The following is a 15,301-nucleotide window of genomic DNA, read 5'->3' as shown; positions in this document are numbered from 1 at the left end:
GGAGGCGATGAGCGCCGAAGCAATCGCCGATCCGGCGCAGCCCGTGGACGCGGGCACGGCGACCGTCTTCCAGCGTGCCAGCGGGCCGCTGTTCGTCGTCGCGATCCTGCTCGGCAGCTTCCTGCTGTTCCTGGTCCAGCCGATGATCGCGCGGATGGCGCTGCCGCGGCTCGGCGGCGCACCGGCGGTGTGGAACAGCGCGATGCTGGTCTACCAGGCGCTGCTGCTCGGCGGCTATGCCTATGCCCATTGGCTGGGGCGCGTGCCGGTGCGGCAACAGGCGATGATCCACCTCGCCGTGCTCGCGCTCGCCGCACTGTGGCTGCCGATCGGGCTGATGGCGATGCAGATGCCGGTCGATGCCGAGCCCGCGCTGTGGGTGCCATGGCTGCTCGGCGCCTCGATCGGACCGCTGTTCTTCGCGATCTCGGCGCAGGCGCCGTTGCTCCAGCGCTGGTTCGCCGTCGCGTCGGGCGGGCGCGATCCCTATGCGCTCTACGCCGCGTCGAACGTGGGCAGCTTCGGCGGGCTGATCGCCTATCCGCTGCTGGTCGAGCCCGGTCTCGCGCTCAAGGGGCAGAGCTGGCTGTGGACTGGCGGCTATGCGCTGGTGTTCGTCGCGGTGGCGGCGTGCGCGCTGCTGCTCCCGCGCAAGGCGGCGGACGAACCGCATGTCCATGCGACCAGCCCGGCGCCGTCACGCAAGCGTGTCGCGCGCTGGATCGCGCTCGCCTTCGTCCCCTCGGGCCTGATGCTCGCGACGTCGAGCTTCCTCACCACCGATATCGTCGCGGTGCCGATGCTGTGGGTGCTGCCCCTCGGCCTCTATCTGCTCAGCTTCACCATCGCCTTCGCCGCCCGGCGCTGGCCCGCCGCGCTGCTGACCCGCTTCGCGCCGGTCACGATCCTGATGTTCGGCGGGCTGATGATCGCCGGGCAGAACGAGAATCCCGAGCTCAACGCGCTGATGGCGCTGGGCCTGTTGTTCATGGTCGCGGTGGCGCTTCACACCCATCTCTACGACTTGCGTCCCGAGCCCGACCGGCTGACCGGCTTCTACCTCGCAATGTCGGTCGGCGGCGCGCTGGGCGGCGTGTTCGCCGGGCTGATCGCGCCGATCGTGTTCGACTGGACCTATGAATATCCGATCCTGATCCTCGCCGCCGGCCTGCTCGTGCCGCAGGCGTTCCTGCTGCCGGTCGTGGGCCGGCTGTGGCGGACGGGCCGGGGCGGGACGATGCTGCGCGTGGGCGCGATCACCGTCGTGACCTGCGCGCTGGTCGGGTTCGGGCTGTTCGGCACCAACGGCATCGAGGAGAAGCAGACGCGCGGCATCGTCTATCTCGTCATCGCCGCGATCGGCCTGTTCACGGTCGGCGTGCGCATCCCCTTCATGATCGTGCTGACCGGCGCGCTGTTCCTGTTCGGCGGCTATCGCGCGCTGTCGATGAGCCTCGAAGGCGATGTGCGGACGCGCAGCTATTTCGGCGTCTACACGATCACCGAGCTGTCCAACCAGAAGCGGCTGGCGCACGGCACCACGCTCCACGGCGTCCAGTTGACCGGCGATCCGGTGCGGCTGCGCATGCCGACCACTTACTATGTGCCCGGTTCGGGCGTGGGACAGGCGATGCAGGCGCTGGGCAGCCTTTACGGGCCGCGCGCGCGCGTCGGCGTGGTCGGGCTGGGGACGGGCACGCTCGCCTGCTACGCCCAGCCGGGCCAGTCGTGGCGCTTCTACGAGATCGATCCCGCCGTGGTGCGCCTCGCGCGCGGGACGTTCAGCTTCCTCGAACGCTGCAAGCCCGACGCGTCGATCCTGCTCGGCGACGCCCGGCTGCGCCTGGCCGAGGCGGCGCCGGCGAGCCTCGACCTGCTGGTGCTCGACGCCTTCTCGTCGGACGCGGTGCCGATGCACCTGATGACGCAGGAGGCGTTCGCCACCTATGACCGCGTCCTCGCCAAGGACGGGCTGCTGCTCGTCCATATCTCCAACCGCTTCCTGTCGCTCGAACCCGTGGTCGAGACCGCGGCCCGGGCGGGCGGGTGGAGCGCGGCCGAGCTCACCTATTTTCCGACGATCATGGAAGAGATGGACGAAGCCACCACCTCGGACTGGATCGCGCTGTCGCGCTCGCCGGCGACGCTGGCGCGGCTCAAGGCGACGGGCGGCGAGTGGCGCGAGTTGCGGACGACCCCCGGCTTCACGCCCTGGACCGACGATTATGCCACGATCCTGCCGGTGCTGCGCAGCCTCAACAGGGACTTGCCCTGAGCCGGCCTATTTGAGCTTGAGCGGCAGCCCCGCGGCGACGAACACCACTTCGTCCGCGCAGGCGGCGACGCGCTGATTGACCCGGCCCGCCGCGTCGCGGAAGCGCCGCGCGAGGGCGTTGTCGGGGACGATGCCGAGTCCGACCTCGTTGCTGACCAGGATCAGCGGTCCCTGGACGGCTGCGATCGCTTCGGCGAGGTCGTCGGTGGCGGCGGGAATGTCGCGTCCGGCAAGCAGCAGGTTCGAGGCCCACAGCGTCAGGCAATCGACCAGCAGCACGCGGCCGCGGCGGCTCTCGCGCCGGATCGTCGCGGCGAGCTCGACCGGCGCCTCGATCGTCGACCAGCGCGCCCCGCGATCGGCGCGATGGCGCGCGATCCGGTCGGCCATCTCGTCGTCGGAGGCTTCCGCGGTGGCGACGAACACCAGCTCGCCGCCGATCGCTTCGGCGCGCGCCTGCGCATGGCTGCTCTTGCCCGACCGGGCGCCGCCCAGGACGAGAAGCGTGCTCATGCGAGGATTTCTCCCGAAAGGACGAGCGCGAGCAAGAGCCCGGTCTCGACCAGCTCGATCCCCGCGCCATGGCAATCGCCCGACACGCCGCCGAGCGAGCGCCGCAGCCACAGCCACCAGCCGCCGATCAGCAGCGGCGCAACGAGGAGGGCGGGGGCGACATGGCAGGCGGCAAGCCAGGCCAGCACCCAGAGGAGCAGATGCGCCGGCCGCACCGCCTTCGCGAACCGCGCCGCGAGCCCGTCGTGCAGCGGCGCCAGCCACCGCGCCCACACCAGCGGCCCGATCCGCGCGACCGCCGGGACGAGCAGCAGCGCGAGCCACTGCGCGGGCGCGAGCAGATGCAGCAGCACCAGCTTGGCGGCGAGCTGCAGCACGATCGCGATCACGCCGAAGCTGCCGATATGCGGGTCCGCCATCACGTCCAGCAATCGCGCCCGGTCGCCGTGCGCGGCGCCCTTGGCGTCGGCCAGGTCGGCAAGCCCGTCGAGATGCAGGGCGCCGGTCACCATCACCCACGCGCTCAGCCCAGCCAGCGCCGCGACCCACGGATCGGCCAGCCCGCCGAGCCGGAAGGCGCCCGCCACGACCGCTCCGACCGCGAGCCCCGCGGCGGGGAACCACGCCATGCTCGCAGCGAACGCCTCGGCGCTGCCAGTCACGCGGGGCACCGGCAGCCGGGTCAGGAACTGCAGCGCGAGGATCAGCCGCTTCATCGCGCGCTCACAGCCGTCCCGCGACGCTCGCCTCGGCGAAGGTCGCCATGCCGTTATGCGCCGCCAGCGCCGCGCGTACGATCGAGACCGCCACCGCCGCGCCGCTTCCTTCGCCCAGCCGCATGTCGAGCCGAAGCAGCGGATCGAGCCCGAACCGCTCGAGCAGCCGCCGATGCCCCGGCTCGGCCGAGCAATGCCCGGCGAGGCAATGGCCGACGATCCCCGGCTGCTGCGCGAACAAGGGCGCCAGCGCGGCGCAGGCGATGAACCCGTCGAGCATCACCGGCACGCGCAGGTGCCGCGCCGCGAGCACCGCCCCCGCGATCGCCGCGATCTCGCGGCCGCCCAGGCGGCGAAGCGTCTCGAAGGCATCGCGCGGCGCTGCGGCATGCGCTGCGAGCGCTCGCTCGACCACCGCCGCCTTGCGCGCCTGTCCCGCCGCGTCGAGCCCGGTGCCGGGTCCCACCCAATCGCGGGCATCGCCGCCGAAGCTGCGCGCGCACAGCGCGGCGGCGGACGTGCTGTTCGCGATCCCCATCTCGCCCACTACCAGCAGGTCGAGCTCCGCATCGACCGCCGCCGCGCCCCGCGCCAGCGCGTCGCGGCACTCGGCCTCGCTCATCGCGGGCTCGCGCGTGAAATCCGCGGTCGGCCGGTCGAGATCGAGCGCGACGATGCGCAGCTCCAGCCCGGCGTGCCGCGCGAGCTGGTTGATCGCGGCGCCGCCAGTCTCGAAATTGGCGACCATCTGCACCGTGACCTCGGCGGGGAAGGCGCTGACGCCCTGCGCGGCGACGCCGTGATTGCCGGCGAAGATCACCGCGCGGCCCCGGTCCAGCACCGGCCGTGCATTGCCCTGCCAGCCCGCCAGGAACAGCGCGATCGTCTCCAGCCGTCCCAGCGATCCGGCCGGCTTGGTCAGCTCGGCCTGGCGCGCGGCGGCGGCCTGCACGGCGGCGGGGTCCGGTTGCGGGAGGTCGCGAAGCGCGGCCGCGAACGCCTCGACCGTATCGAGCCCGATCATTCGTCCCTCCGTTCGACTCGCCCGGTCGGGACGACGAGCGGTGCGCGATCCCCCTCGATCCACGCGCGAATGCCGTAGACGTCGTGCAGATTGGCTTCGCTCAGGACCTCGACCGGCGCGCCGTCCGCGAGCAGCCGGCCGCGATGCATCAGCAGCAGCCGGTCGCAATAGCGCGCCGCCATCGTCAGGTCGTGCAGGATGGTGACGACGAGCGCACCCGCCGCGGCCTCCAGCCGCAGCAGCTCCATCACGTCGATCTGGTGCCCCGGGTCGAGCGAGGCGAGCGGCTCGTCGACGATCAGCCCGCGCGCCTCCACCGCCAGCGCGCGCGCCAGCAGCACCCGCGCCCGCTCGCCGCCCGACAGCTCGGTGGCGACGCGGCCGCGCAGGTGGAGCACGTCGGCCCGCGCCATCGCGCGCTCGACCGCCGCCGCGTCCGCCTCCGAAATGCGCGACATCGGCGCGAGGTGCGGCAGCCGCCCGAGCCCGACCAGCCGCTCGACCGACAGCGGCCAGTGCAGCGCCTGGCCCTGCGGCAGATAGGCGAGCTGCCGGGCGATCCGCGCGCGCGAAAGGCTGCCGATCTCCACCCCGTCGAGCTCGACCTCGCCCTGATAGGGAAGCAGTCCGAGCAGCGCCCGCACCAGCGTCGACTTGCCCGCGCCGTTGGGCCCGATGATGCCGATCAGCCGCCCCGGCGCGAGCGCCATGTCGACCGCGTCGACGACGGTCCGCCGGCCCAGCGCGACGGTCAGCCTGGTGGCGGTCACGCTCACCACAGCCGCCGCTCCCGCATCAGATGGACGAGGAACACCGGCACGCCGATGAACGCGGTGACCACGCCGAGCTTGAGCTCGTTGGTCGCCGGGATCAGCCGCACGCCGAGATCGGCCAGGGTGAGCAGCAGCGCTCCGCCGATCGCCGCAGGGATCAGCACCGCCGAGGGCGAGCGGTCGGTGAAGGGCCGGATCAGGTGCGGCACGATCAGCCCGATAAAGCCGATCGACCCCGACACCGCGACCGCGCCGCCGACCCCGATCGACACGCCGATCATCAGCCGCCAGCGCACCGCGGTCAGATTGATCCCCAGCGTCCGCGCACCGTCCTCGCCCAGCGTCAGCGCGTCCAGCGCGCGTCCGTCCCACAGCAGCAGCGCGCCTCCGGCGAGCAGGAAGGGCAACGCGATCCACACATGCTGCGACGAGCGGTTCTCCAGGCTGCCGAGCAGCCAGTTCATGATCTCCATCGCCGCGAACGGATTGGGCGACAGGTTGAGCGCCAGGCTGATCCCCGCGCCGGCCAGCGTGGCGATCGCGATGCCCGCGAGGATCAGCGTCAGCGCGCTCTCGGACTGGCCGGAGAGGCCGAACAACGTGACCAGCGCGACGAGGCCCGTGGCGATGGCGAGCAGCGGCAGCAGGGCCGGATGCAATTCGGCGAGCCCGAAATAGAGCGCGATCACCGCTCCCAGCGCCGCCGCGTTCGATGCGCCGAGCACCGACGGCTCGGCAAGCGGATTGCGCAGGAACCCCTGCAGCGCCGCGCCCGCCAGCCCCAGCATCGCGCCGACCAGCAGGCCGAGCAGCATTCGCGGCATGCGCAGCTCGAGCACGATCGTGGCGGCGATCATGTCGCCGCGGCCGAGCAGCGCGGCGACCACCCGATCGGGTGCGAGCGCCACGGTGCCGAAGCCGAGCGAGGCCAGCGCGGCGAGGACGGTCAGCCCCAGCAGCGTGGCGGAAAGGGCGATGGAGCCGCGCGTCACGGCGTCACGATCCGCTTGCCCGGCGCGGGATCGAGGTTAGGAACGAGGACGTGATGCGGCATCTCCTTCATCTTGCGGCCATCGCCCTGCTCGGGGTCGGCGCCTCCGCCAGCCCGACTCCGCCGCATGTCCCCGGCACGCCGGTTCGACCACAGCGGGTCGTTTCGCTCAACCTCTGCACCGACCAGCTGCTGCTCGCGCTGGCCGATCGCGAGCAGATCGCCGGACTGACCAGCTTCGCCCGCGACCCCGAGATGTCGGCCGCGGCCGCCAAGGCGCAGGGCGTGCCGGTTCTCAAGGCGTCGTCCGAGCAATTGTTCGCGGCCAAGCCCGACCTGATCCTCGGCATGCCCGCCAGCAGCCACGCGATGCTGCAGCCGCTGAACGCGCGATCCTATCGTACGATCGATCTCGACTATGCCGAAAGCTATGCGGCGATTCTCGCCCAGATCCGCACCGTCGCCGCCGCGATCGGCCACCCCGCGCGGGGCGAGGCGCTGATCCGCCGCATGGAGACGGAGCTCGCCAGGATCCCCGCGGCCGGCCGCGGCAAGGTCGCCGCTTATTACCAGCGCCGCGGCTATCTCACCGGCACCGGCACGCTGATCGACGACCTGATGCGGCGCGCCGGCCTCACCAACCTCGCGGCGAAGCTCGGCAAGCCCTCGCTGTCGCAGGTCAGCCTCGAGGAGATGGTCGCCGCCCAGCCCGATTTCCTGATCGTCGAGAGCGCCACCGCGCGCGTCGCCGACCAGGGGACGGAGATGCTGCATCACCCGGCGCTGCGCCGCATCCCGCGCATCGCGATTCCGCAGGCATGGACGGTATGCGGCGGCCCGGCTTACGTGCTGGCCGCACGCAGCATCGCCGAACAGGCGGCACGCCGCCGCTAGCTTCTGCTCGCCGAACCGGTGCTGCATCGCGGGCCTCCGAAAAGGGAGAGGCGGCCGCAACCGCCTCCCGGTGACGTTCAGAAGCTCAGCCGCACGCCGCCATAGAAGCTCTGGCCGAGCGCGTTCTTGCCGAAGCTCATCTGATAATGTTTGTCGAACAGGTTCACGACGCGGCCATAGACCTCGATATTGTCGGTGATCCCATACGACCCGAGCAAGTCGACCACCTCGTAGCCCCCGGTGATCCCCCCGAAGCTCGCCGCGTTGCGGTCGCGATAGCGCGCCCGCGCCGTGAGCGAGAGGCGCTCGATCGGGGTGACCGTCACCGCGGTGCTGCCCGAATGCTTGGGCCGGCCGAGATCGAACCACATGTGGTTCTCCGCCGGGTCGTTCTCGGCTTCGAGATAGGTGTAGCTCTGGCGGATCGACAGCCAGCCGGTCGGGCGCACGTCCACCGCGATCTCGACTCCCGACTTCCGGGTCTTGCCGAACTGGGTGTAGCAGCCCTGCGCGGCGAGCGTGCAGTCGAACACGATCTCGTTGCGCGTGCGCGTGAAGAAGTACGAGAATTGCGCGGTGAAGCGCTCGCCGAAGCCGAGGTCGATCCCGACGTCGCCGCCCTCGCTGGTCTCGACCTTCAGCCCCGGGTTGCCGAAGCTCGGGTCGAACAACTGGTAGAGGCCGGGCGCCTTGGCCCCCGAGCCGTAGCTCGCGCGCAACTTGACGTCGCCGCCGCCGATCGCGTCCTGCACGACATAGGCGCCGGTCACGCGATAGGTGTCGAAACTGCCGAAACGGCTATTGTCGTCGATCCGCGCCGCGCCGGTGAGGGTCAGGCCGGCGACGGGCCGCAACGCGACCTCGGCATAGGCCGACCTGGTCCTGATCCGCGCGTCGAACACGCCCGAGAAATTGGTGACCTGGTCGGTATGTTCCTCTTCGTAATTGGCCCCGGCCGCGACCCCGAACACGCCGCCCTTGTCGTAGCTGGCGTTGACCGAGAGCGAATCCTTGGTGCCTTCGAACAGGTCGCCCTCTGGCAGGTTCCACATCCCGAAATAGCGGCGCCGCGCCTTGTAGCGGCTCGCCGTCGCGGTCGCGCGGAAGGCGCCGTCGTCGCTGCGATAGCTGCCCTGGCCGGCCAGCGCCCATTCCTCGACCCGCGCGGTGTCGAGGCTGTCGGCGGTCGTGTCGTCGAGATCGCTGTGCGAATCCTGCCAGAAGCCGATCAGTTGCAGGTCGACATTGGCGCTCGCCGCCAGCCCGACCCGGCCGCTGAAGCCATAGCGCCAATATTCGTCGTCCTCGACCCCGTCGGCCAGCGACGGCCCCTTGTGGCGATAGCCGCTCGCGGTCAGGCGGAAGTCGAGCGCGCCGCTGCGGCCGAGGATCGACGCGCCGCCGTTGAGCGTGTCGTGCGATCCGGCCTCGCCCTCGGCGTTCACCGTGATGCCGTCCCCGGTCGCACGCTGGGTGATGATGTTGACCACCCCGCCGATCGCGTCGGAGCCGTAGAGCGAGCTCTGGTTGCCGCGCAGCACCTCGATCCGCGCGATGTCGCGGGTGGTGAGATGGTCGGTCTGGTACTGGGTGCTGATGTTGCTGGGATCGCCGAGTTCGATGCCGTCGATCAGATAGAGCACCTGGTCGTTGTCCGACCCGCGGATGCTGACGCTGGTGGCGTCGCCCGGGCGGTCGGAGCTGATCTGGATGCCGGCCAGGTCCTGCAGCACGTCCTTGGCGAAAATGATCTGCTCGCGCTCGATATCCGCGGCGGTGACGATGCTCACCGAGCTGCCGACCTCGCGCGCGGTCAGCGGTACGCGGCTGGCGGTGACGATGACGTCATCGTCCTGCGGTGGATTGGTGTCCTGCGCGAACGCCGGCGTGGCGGCGGTGGCGAGCAACAGGGTCAGGTAGCGGTAGTTCACGTCTTGTCCCCCGGCGTCGGAGCAACGGATGGCGGGGGCGTGCCGTCCGCGCGGAACGGCCGTCACGCGCGAGCGGGTGGACGCTGGAGGCACCCGCGCAAGCGTGACCGTGCGGCCCCGCCGCATGGGTCGTCGCTCAGACGGGGAGAACCGTGCCTTGGCCTATCCCTGGACCCAGGCAAGAGCGACCCGCGCCGGCAGGTCTCCTGGCTCGCGGGTCGTCGCTCGATGCGCGGCCTTCCCGGATCGATGATCCAGTGGCTGCTTCCTCACAGGGAAGCCAGCGCGTCTCGCTCGCCGCTCACAGTTGCAGGGACAGCCGCGGTTTTGGACGGTCGCCCGTCCGCACCGCATTCCCGATTAAGCCCCATGCGGGGCACCAGCGCGATCATAGGCAACCGGATTTCTCCCGGTTGCGCCGCGCGCCCTACGCGCAAAGCCGCCGGTTGCCAACCTCAGAAGGCGAGATCGAAGCCGATCCGGATCGCGCGGGGTCGCAGCGGGGTGATCTGGTCGCGGTCGCGGATCAGGAAGGGCGAGCCGAGTGCGAAGCGGTTGCCGCGCGAATCGAGCATGTTGGTGAGCGCGAGGCTGAAGCTGCGGCGCTCGTTGCCGATGCGCGCCTCGAGCATCGTGTCGAGATAGTCGCCCTGCAGCCGCTCGAGGATCGGCCCGATGCCGAGCGTCGACTGGCCGACATAGCGGGCATGGCCGGTGAGCGAGAGCGCGGCGTCGCTCGTCAGGTCCGCGGTATAGGCGAAGCCCAGCCGCGCGGTGGCGTCGGCGACGTTGGGCAGCCGGTCGGCGGGGATCGCGGGCGCGTCGATCGGGAGCAGGACCACGTCGCGCCGCGTGACGCTGCTGTCGTTCAGATAGATCGAGGCGTCGAGCTCGAGCCCCGGTATCGGCCGCCAGCGTCCGGCGAGGCCGAGCGAGTATACTTCGCCATCGCCGATATTGGCGGTGGTGGGAAAGCCGAAGCCGTCGATCAGATCGGCCTGGATATGCTTCCAGTCGGTCCACGACGCGCTGAGCGCGAGGTCGAAATTGTCGCCGATATAGCGCCCGCCGGTCTCGACCGTGGTGACGCGGTCGCCCTGGAAGCGCTGGATGAAGTTCTGCCGCACCGCGATGCCGCCGGGCCGGAAGCCCTGCTGAAGGCGCGCGAACAATGTGAGCTCGTCAGTCGGGCGGTACGCCAGCGCGGCAGAGGGCAGCAGCCGCGTCTCGCTGCGCGTCCCGCGCGCGCCCGGATCGACGCGGAACGCCAGCGTTTCCGCCACGTCTTCCGAATGGCCGGTCAGCCGCGCATGGGTGAGCCGGCTGCCGAGCGTCAGCGTCACGCGCGGCGCGGGCTCGATCGTCGCCTCGCCATAGAGCGTCGCTTCCTCGACGCGGTTGGTGACGCCGGTCATCGGCCGAAACATCGCGGCGGACCAGCTATAGGCGCGGCTCGGGGCGGCGGTTCCGCCGCTCGTCGCTTGATCCACCACCATCAGCGTCGGCGCGATGTCCATGTTGCGCTGGACGCGCGCCTCGTTGCGCAGCAGGCTCGCCGCGAGCAGCCAGCCGGTGCCGTTGGGTCCGCGCCGCGCCAGCCGCGTCTCGAAGGTCAGCATCGAGATGCGGTTGGTCTGCGAATAGCCGGTGCCCGGCGCGTCGAATGCCGGCTTGACGTCGGGCGCGGCGGGATCGGCCAGCGCCTGTCCCTCGAACATCTCGAACACGTACTGGCGCGCATAGCCGAGCGACGAGGTGAGCTCGAGATCGTCCCAGCGCTTGCGCACGACGAGGTCGGCGAGCCAGTAATCGCTGCGGAAGGGCTGGGCGATGCTGCTCACCCGCGCGAGGTCGCCCACGCCGCGCTCGGCATATTGGCTGTCGTCGCCGCGGATCTTCTGGCCGACCCCGCTCAGGTCGATCATCCAGCCGTCGCCCGGATCGAAGCGCAGCGCGCCGCGTCCGCCGACCGTGCGCACGCGATTGACGTCGCGCAGCCCGCGGCCGAGATCGTCGATATAGCCGCCCTCGATCGATCCGAAGGCGAGGCCGCGAAACGCGAGCTTGTCCTCGATCAGCGGCAGGTTGAGGATCGTGCCGCCGTCGACGGTGGGCTGGCCGTGCTGCACCGCGGCGACGCCGCCCCACGCCGCGCCGCCGAAATTGACGAGGTCGGGCGCACGCGGGACGATGCGCACCACTCCGCCGAGCGATCCGGCGCCGTAGAGCGTGCCCTGCGGCCCTTCTAGCACCTCGATGCTCTGGACGTCGTAGAGCCGCAGATTGGGGTCGGGCGCACTGTAGGTGATGCGGCTGTTGCCCCAATATTGGCCCACGGTCGCCTGGGTCGGGCCGACGAAGCTCGAATCGGCGATGCCGCGCACGAACAGCTTGTTGCGGCCCGGCCCCAGGTGCGTCGAGACCACGCTCGCGATGCGCGCCTCGATCGCGCCGGTGCCCTGCATCGCGTCCGCCGCGGAGAGGCTGTCGCCGGAGATGATCTGCACCCCGCCGGGATAGGCGCCGAGCGGGACGTCGCGCTTGGTCGCGGTGACCACCACCTCGATGGGCGCCTCCGGCTCGGGCGGCGGTGCGGCCGGCCGCGGCGAGGCAGAGCGAGGCGCGGGCCGCGCCACGACGGGCGCGCGCTCGACGAGATAGGTGGCGGTCGCGACGCGCCGCGCCCGCGCCCCGGTGCCGCGCAGCGCGCGGTCGAGCGCCTGGCCCGCGGTCATCCTGCCGCGCACGGGGTGGACCCGGATGCCGGCGAGCGCGGGATCGCGAAAGCCGATGCTCGCGCCCGACTGGCGGCTCAGCAGGCGGATCGCCGCGTCGAGCCGCGGTTCCGATACGCGAATCTCGGCCGGCCGCTCCTGCGCGATCGCAGGAGACGTGATGACGATGGGGATCAGGGCGAGGGGGCTAGCGCGGTGGACCATTGGCAGGCGACATCACCCATCCTTTCCCGTCCGCAGTGAACCGGACGCCCAGCAGCGGCCCGGCGCGCTTCAGGACTTCGCCGGGCTCGCCCTTGAGCACCAGCGTGCCGTTGAACGGCGGCTGCGGCGGGGCGCCCTCGGCCACGCGCACCGGGCGGCCGAGGTTGCGCGACAGGTCGCGCGCGATCCGCTCCAGCGACGCGCCGGCATAATGCAGCTCGCCCGCCTGCCAGCCGCCGACGTCCTGCGGGTCGGCCTTGCGCAGCACCACCGCGCCGGCGCGCGATCGCGACAGCGCGTCGCCCGCGTCGAGCCGCACCTGATTCGCGCCGGGCTGGTAGATCACCGCCCCCTCGGCCACCTCGACGTCGAGCGCGCCGCCATCGGCAACGACGTTGAACACGGTCCCGGCGTCGAGCAGCCGGGTCTCGCCGGTGAGGACGACGAACGGGTTGCGTTCGTCGTGCTTGATCTCGAACAGCGCCTCGCCCTGCGCCAGCTCGACCTGGCGCGGCGTGTCGCGGTCGAGCGTCACGCGCGTGCCGCCGTTGAGGATGACGCGCGAGCCGTCGGCGAGCTCGATCGCGCGACGCTCGCCCGGCGCGGTCGCGATCTGCTCGGCCGGGCTGCCGCGGTCGATCAGGCTCCAGCCGGCGATGCCCGCCACCGCCGCCGCCACCGCCGCGGCCGCGGGGAACCAGCGGCGGCGCGGCGCGCGCGTGCTCGTCCCGGGCTGCCAGGCGGGCCTGGTGGCGGCGGCGAGCAGCGCGGCGGCATGCCCCGCCTGCGCCAGCGCGGCCTCATAGGCGGCGGCATGCACGGGCGAGGCTTCGAGCCACGCGGTGAAGCCGTCCCAGTCGGAAAAACCCGGGTCGTCGACCCGGATCGCCCAGAGGCGCGCGGCCTCCTCGATCTCCGGCGTCAGCGGCAGGGCGTTCGATTCCATCGTCATATCGCCACCATGACGAACTCGTGCCGCTCAGTCCGCATCAAATCGGGTCTTGAGCTCCGCGAGCGCGCGATATGCCTTCTGGAGATCCTTCTCGACCGAGCTCAGGCTGATCCCGAGCTCCTGCGCGATCACCGCCTGGCCGATGCCGTCGAGCCGGTAGCGGCGGAAGACATGCCCCGGCCGCGGCCCCAGTTCCGCGAGCGCCGTCTCCACCGCGCGCAGCTGTTCGCGCGCGATCAGCGCGCGCTCGCTCTTGGGGGCCTCGACCTCGGGCACGCTGGCGTCGTGCCAGTCCTGCTGGCGGCGCGCGCGGCTGACGCTCGACCGCCGCCGGTCGCGCATCAGATTCTCGGCGGCGCGGAACAGATAGGACACCGAATCGGCGATCGGCTCGGTCGGCGCGGTGGCGACTCGCTGCCACAGGTCGTGGAGCACGTCCTCGGCCTCGTCGCCCGCACCGCGCGCGGCGAGGAAGCGGAGCAACCGTGCCCGCTCGTTCAGGATCACGCGCTGGAGCCCGCTGACCGCTTCGCCCGAAGTCATGGCCGCCCGGTAGCCATGTTGCGCACGGAATGCGAATCCGCCCCGGACGGGCGGGGCGGATTGCGGGGCGAGCGACGGGTCTTCGAGAGACGCGAGAACATCGTCAAAGCTCAGGTCCGCGGTCCTCTGGCAGAAGGTCCCGCGCGCGGGCGAAGGCGGACCGGTGCGGCACGGTCGGCGCGATGGCCATTGCCGCCGTGCCCTCCGGCGCGTTGCCGAGATGCGGCAGCGGGTCCACCGCGCGGCCGGCGGCGCGCAGCTCGAAATGCAGGTGGCTGCCGGTCGAGCGCCCGGTCGAGCCCATCAGCGCGATCGTCTCGCCGCGCGCCACCTGCGCCCCCGCGGGCACCAGGATGCGCGCGAGATGCGCGTAGCGCGTGGCGAGCTCGCCGCCATGCGCGATCTCGACGAGGTTGCCATAGCCGCCCGCGCGTCCGGCGAAGCGCACGACCCCGGCTTCCGCCGCACGCACCGGTGTCCCGGCCTGGCCGGGGATGTCGATGCCGTAATGCATGCGCGCGGCGCGGTGGAACGGATCGCCGCGCACGCCGAAGCGCGAGGAAATGCGCGGCAATGCCGCCGGCGCGCCTTGATTGGGGGCGGGCGCACCGGCGGCCGGCCCGGGTTGGATCCCGGGCTGCGTCGCTGCCGCGATGCGGAGGGCAGGGCCTTTCCCGCGGGGCAGCTCGGCGATGTCCGGCGCGGTGCGATCGGCGGCCGCGAGAAGCGACAGCGCCAATGGCATCGGGAGGGTGAGAATGCCGGGCATCGCCCGCAAGACGGAGCCCTGTCGGGAATCCCGCACAGTTGCCCGCGAATTATTTCACAGCTCGCGCCGCATTGCGGAAAGCAGCGTCAAGCTCCGTCTCGACATCATCAGTAACCGCTTTTGCCTGTGAGGAGACTCGCCCATGAATTCCGCCGAACGCCGCATGCTCGACATGCTGAAGAAGGGCCGGGACCACTATGGCGTCGTCGCCGTCAAGGCCGAGTTCGAGGCCGAGGGCACGCGCCCCGACGAGCTGCTCCGCCTGCTCGAGCTCACCCGCCGTGCCGACCTCAAGGTGGCGCTCAAGATCGGCGGGTGCGAGGCGGTGTCGGACCTGCTCGCCTCGAAGCTCTACGGCGTCGATCACGTAATCGCGCCGATGGTCGAGACGCGCTACGCCCTCTCCAAATATATCGACGCCAAGGGCAAGACCTATGGCGAGGATGCCGGCGGGACCAAGTTCCTGTTCAACCTCGAGACCGAATCGACCCTCGGCAATCTCGAATCGATGCTCCCGCTCGCGGCCGAGGGCGTCGACGGCATCGTCTTCGGCCGCGTCGACTTCACGCTGTCGCGCGGGCTGCCGCGCAAGGCGGTCAACACGCGCGAGATCAGCGATGCGGTGCTGATCGTGGCGCAGGCGTGCCGGGACAATGATCTCGAGCTGGTGGTCGGCGGATCGGTCTCGCCCGAGGCGATCGAGGCGCTGCGCGAGTTCCGCAAGGTCCGGCTCGACCGGTTCGAGACGCGCAAGATCGTGTTCGACGGCGCCGCCGCCGAATCCGCGGACATCGAGGACGGCATCGCCAACGCGGTCGCGTTCGAACTCGCCTGGCTCGAGAACAAGCGCGATTACTACCGCGCCGCCGCCGAGGAGGATTCGGCGCGCATCCGCATGATGCAGGAGCGTGCGGGCGCCGCCGCCCCCGCCAAGCTGGCCAGCGTCGCGGCCTGACGTCATGCCGCTCAACGAAAGCGTTG

At 71.2% G+C, this 15,301-nt stretch carries 14 protein-coding genes and 1 riboswitch; of the genes, 4 read left to right on the top strand and 10 right to left on the bottom strand.

The genetic code is table 11. The features are described from left to right. The first annotated feature begins 7 nt into the window (after positions 1 to 7). A complete protein-coding gene (locus ACO227_RS18150; protein WP_423603792.1) occupies positions 8 to 2,275 on the top strand; it encodes a spermidine synthase in 2,268 nt (755 codons plus the stop codon). Positions 2,276 to 2,281: 6 nt separating this feature from the next. On the opposite strand, the gene cobU is transcribed toward ACO227_RS18150, so the two are convergent. The 5 genes from cobU to ACO227_RS18125 are packed head-to-tail and all read right to left on the bottom strand — an operon-like array spanning position 2,282 to position 6,293. Then, positions 2,282 to 2,788 (bottom strand): bifunctional adenosylcobinamide kinase/adenosylcobinamide-phosphate guanylyltransferase, encoded by a 507-nt coding sequence (gene cobU, locus ACO227_RS18145; protein WP_423603790.1) that lies wholly within the window; start codon positions 2,786 to 2,788, stop codon positions 2,282 to 2,284. Further along, on the bottom strand, positions 2,785 to 3,504 hold the full coding sequence (cobS, locus tag ACO227_RS18140) for an adenosylcobinamide-GDP ribazoletransferase (protein ID WP_423603788.1): 720 nt from the start codon (positions 3,502 to 3,504) through the stop codon (positions 2,785 to 2,787). Before cobS ends, cobU begins: the two co-directional genes overlap by 4 nt. Positions 3,505 to 3,511: 7 nt before the next feature. Further along, positions 3,512 to 4,528, bottom strand: coding sequence for a nicotinate-nucleotide--dimethylbenzimidazole phosphoribosyltransferase (gene cobT / locus ACO227_RS18135; RefSeq protein ID WP_423603786.1), 1,017 nt, complete (start codon positions 4,526 to 4,528; stop codon positions 3,512 to 3,514). Then, positions 4,525 to 5,307, bottom strand: coding sequence for an ABC transporter ATP-binding protein (locus ACO227_RS18130; protein ID WP_423603784.1), 783 nt, complete (start codon positions 5,305 to 5,307; stop codon positions 4,525 to 4,527). The genes cobT and ACO227_RS18130 overlap by 4 nt, the downstream gene beginning before the upstream one ends. After that, positions 5,301 to 6,293: a FecCD family ABC transporter permease gene (locus ACO227_RS18125; protein WP_423603782.1), complete on the bottom strand. Its 993-nt coding sequence runs from the start codon at positions 6,291 to 6,293 to the stop codon at positions 5,301 to 5,303. Before ACO227_RS18125 ends, ACO227_RS18130 begins: the two co-directional genes overlap by 7 nt. Positions 6,294 to 6,346: 53 nt before the next feature. On the opposite strand from ACO227_RS18125, the gene ACO227_RS18120 reads away from it, so the two are divergent. Next, positions 6,347 to 7,186: an ABC transporter substrate-binding protein gene (locus ACO227_RS18120; protein WP_423603780.1), complete on the top strand. Its 840-nt coding sequence runs from the start codon at positions 6,347 to 6,349 to the stop codon at positions 7,184 to 7,186. Positions 7,187 to 7,263: 77 nt separating this feature from the next. Here the strand turns inward: ACO227_RS18120 and ACO227_RS18115 are convergent, their stop codons facing one another. The 5 genes from ACO227_RS18115 to ACO227_RS18095 form a co-directional block, all read right to left on the bottom strand. Continuing rightward, the gene (locus ACO227_RS18115; protein ID WP_423603778.1) at positions 7,264 to 9,117 is read right to left on the bottom strand and encodes a TonB-dependent receptor plug domain-containing protein; all 1,854 of its coding nucleotides are present in this window, start codon (positions 9,115 to 9,117) and stop codon (positions 7,264 to 7,266) included. A 179-nt stretch (positions 9,118 to 9,296) separates the two neighbouring features. Beyond that, positions 9,297 to 9,516, bottom strand: a riboswitch (cobalamin riboswitch). A gap of 56 nt (positions 9,517 to 9,572) precedes the next feature. Then, entirely contained in the window at positions 9,573 to 12,056 is a 2,484-nt protein-coding gene (locus tag ACO227_RS18110) for a TonB-dependent receptor domain-containing protein (protein WP_423603777.1), read from the bottom strand. Beyond that, positions 12,040 to 13,002, bottom strand: coding sequence for a FecR family protein (locus tag ACO227_RS18105; protein WP_423603776.1), 963 nt, complete (start codon positions 13,000 to 13,002; stop codon positions 12,040 to 12,042). Before ACO227_RS18105 ends, ACO227_RS18110 begins: the two co-directional genes overlap by 17 nt. A 33-nt stretch (positions 13,003 to 13,035) precedes the next feature. After that, on the bottom strand, positions 13,036 to 13,551 hold the full coding sequence (locus tag ACO227_RS18100; protein WP_423603774.1) for an RNA polymerase sigma factor: 516 nt from the start codon (positions 13,549 to 13,551) through the stop codon (positions 13,036 to 13,038). Between the two features lie 103 nt (positions 13,552 to 13,654). Then, positions 13,655 to 14,290, bottom strand: a complete 636-nt coding sequence (locus tag ACO227_RS18095; protein ID WP_423603772.1) for a M23 family metallopeptidase — start codon at positions 14,288 to 14,290, stop codon at positions 13,655 to 13,657. A 19-nt stretch (positions 14,291 to 14,309) separates the two neighbouring features. On the opposite strand from ACO227_RS18095, the gene ACO227_RS18090 reads away from it, so the two are divergent. Both ACO227_RS18090 and ACO227_RS18085 read left to right on the top strand, forming a co-directional pair. Beyond that, positions 14,310 to 14,450 carry a hypothetical protein gene (locus ACO227_RS18090; RefSeq protein ID WP_423603771.1) on the top strand — a complete coding sequence of 47 codons (141 nt, stop codon included), beginning with the start codon at positions 14,310 to 14,312 and terminating at the stop codon, positions 14,448 to 14,450. 12 nt (positions 14,451 to 14,462) lie between these two features. Further along, the gene (locus tag ACO227_RS18085; protein ID WP_423603769.1) at positions 14,463 to 15,275 is read left to right on the top strand and encodes an aldolase/citrate lyase family protein; all 813 of its coding nucleotides are present in this window, start codon (positions 14,463 to 14,465) and stop codon (positions 15,273 to 15,275) included. Positions 15,276 to 15,301: the final 26 nt, after the last annotated feature.

The sequence above is a fragment of the Sphingomonas sp. MS122 genome (assembly GCF_049532975.1).
Lineage (GTDB): Bacteria > Pseudomonadota > Alphaproteobacteria > Sphingomonadales > Sphingomonadaceae > Sphingomonas.
The sequence above is the reverse complement of the archived record's forward strand: the minus strand, read 5'-3'. Positions and strand labels throughout refer to the sequence as shown.

Excerpts from the sequence above, each read along its gene's own strand:
- ACO227_RS18150 (WP_423603792.1), top strand. The coding sequence starts at position 8 with ATGAGCGCCGAAGCAATCGCCGATCCGGCGCAGCCCGTGGACGCGGGC.
- cobU (WP_423603790.1), bottom strand. The coding sequence starts at position 2,788 with ATGAGCACGCTTCTCGTCCTGGGCGGCGCCCGGTCGGGCAAGAGCAGC.
- cobS (WP_423603788.1), bottom strand. The coding sequence starts at position 3,504 with ATGAAGCGGCTGATCCTCGCGCTGCAGTTCCTGACCCGGCTGCCGGTG.
- cobT (WP_423603786.1), bottom strand. The coding sequence starts at position 4,528 with ATGATCGGGCTCGATACGGTCGAGGCGTTCGCGGCCGCGCTTCGCGAC.
- ACO227_RS18120 (WP_423603780.1), top strand. The coding sequence starts at position 6,347 with ATGCGGCATCTCCTTCATCTTGCGGCCATCGCCCTGCTCGGGGTCGGC.
- ACO227_RS18110 (WP_423603777.1), bottom strand. The coding sequence starts at position 12,056 with ATGGTCCACCGCGCTAGCCCCCTCGCCCTGATCCCCATCGTCATCACG.
- ACO227_RS18105 (WP_423603776.1), bottom strand. The coding sequence starts at position 13,002 with ATGGAATCGAACGCCCTGCCGCTGACGCCGGAGATCGAGGAGGCCGCG.
- ACO227_RS18100 (WP_423603774.1), bottom strand. The coding sequence starts at position 13,551 with ATGACTTCGGGCGAAGCGGTCAGCGGGCTCCAGCGCGTGATCCTGAAC.
- ACO227_RS18090 (WP_423603771.1), top strand. The coding sequence starts at position 14,310 with ATGCCGGGCATCGCCCGCAAGACGGAGCCCTGTCGGGAATCCCGCACA.
- ACO227_RS18085 (WP_423603769.1), top strand. The coding sequence starts at position 14,463 with ATGAATTCCGCCGAACGCCGCATGCTCGACATGCTGAAGAAGGGCCGG.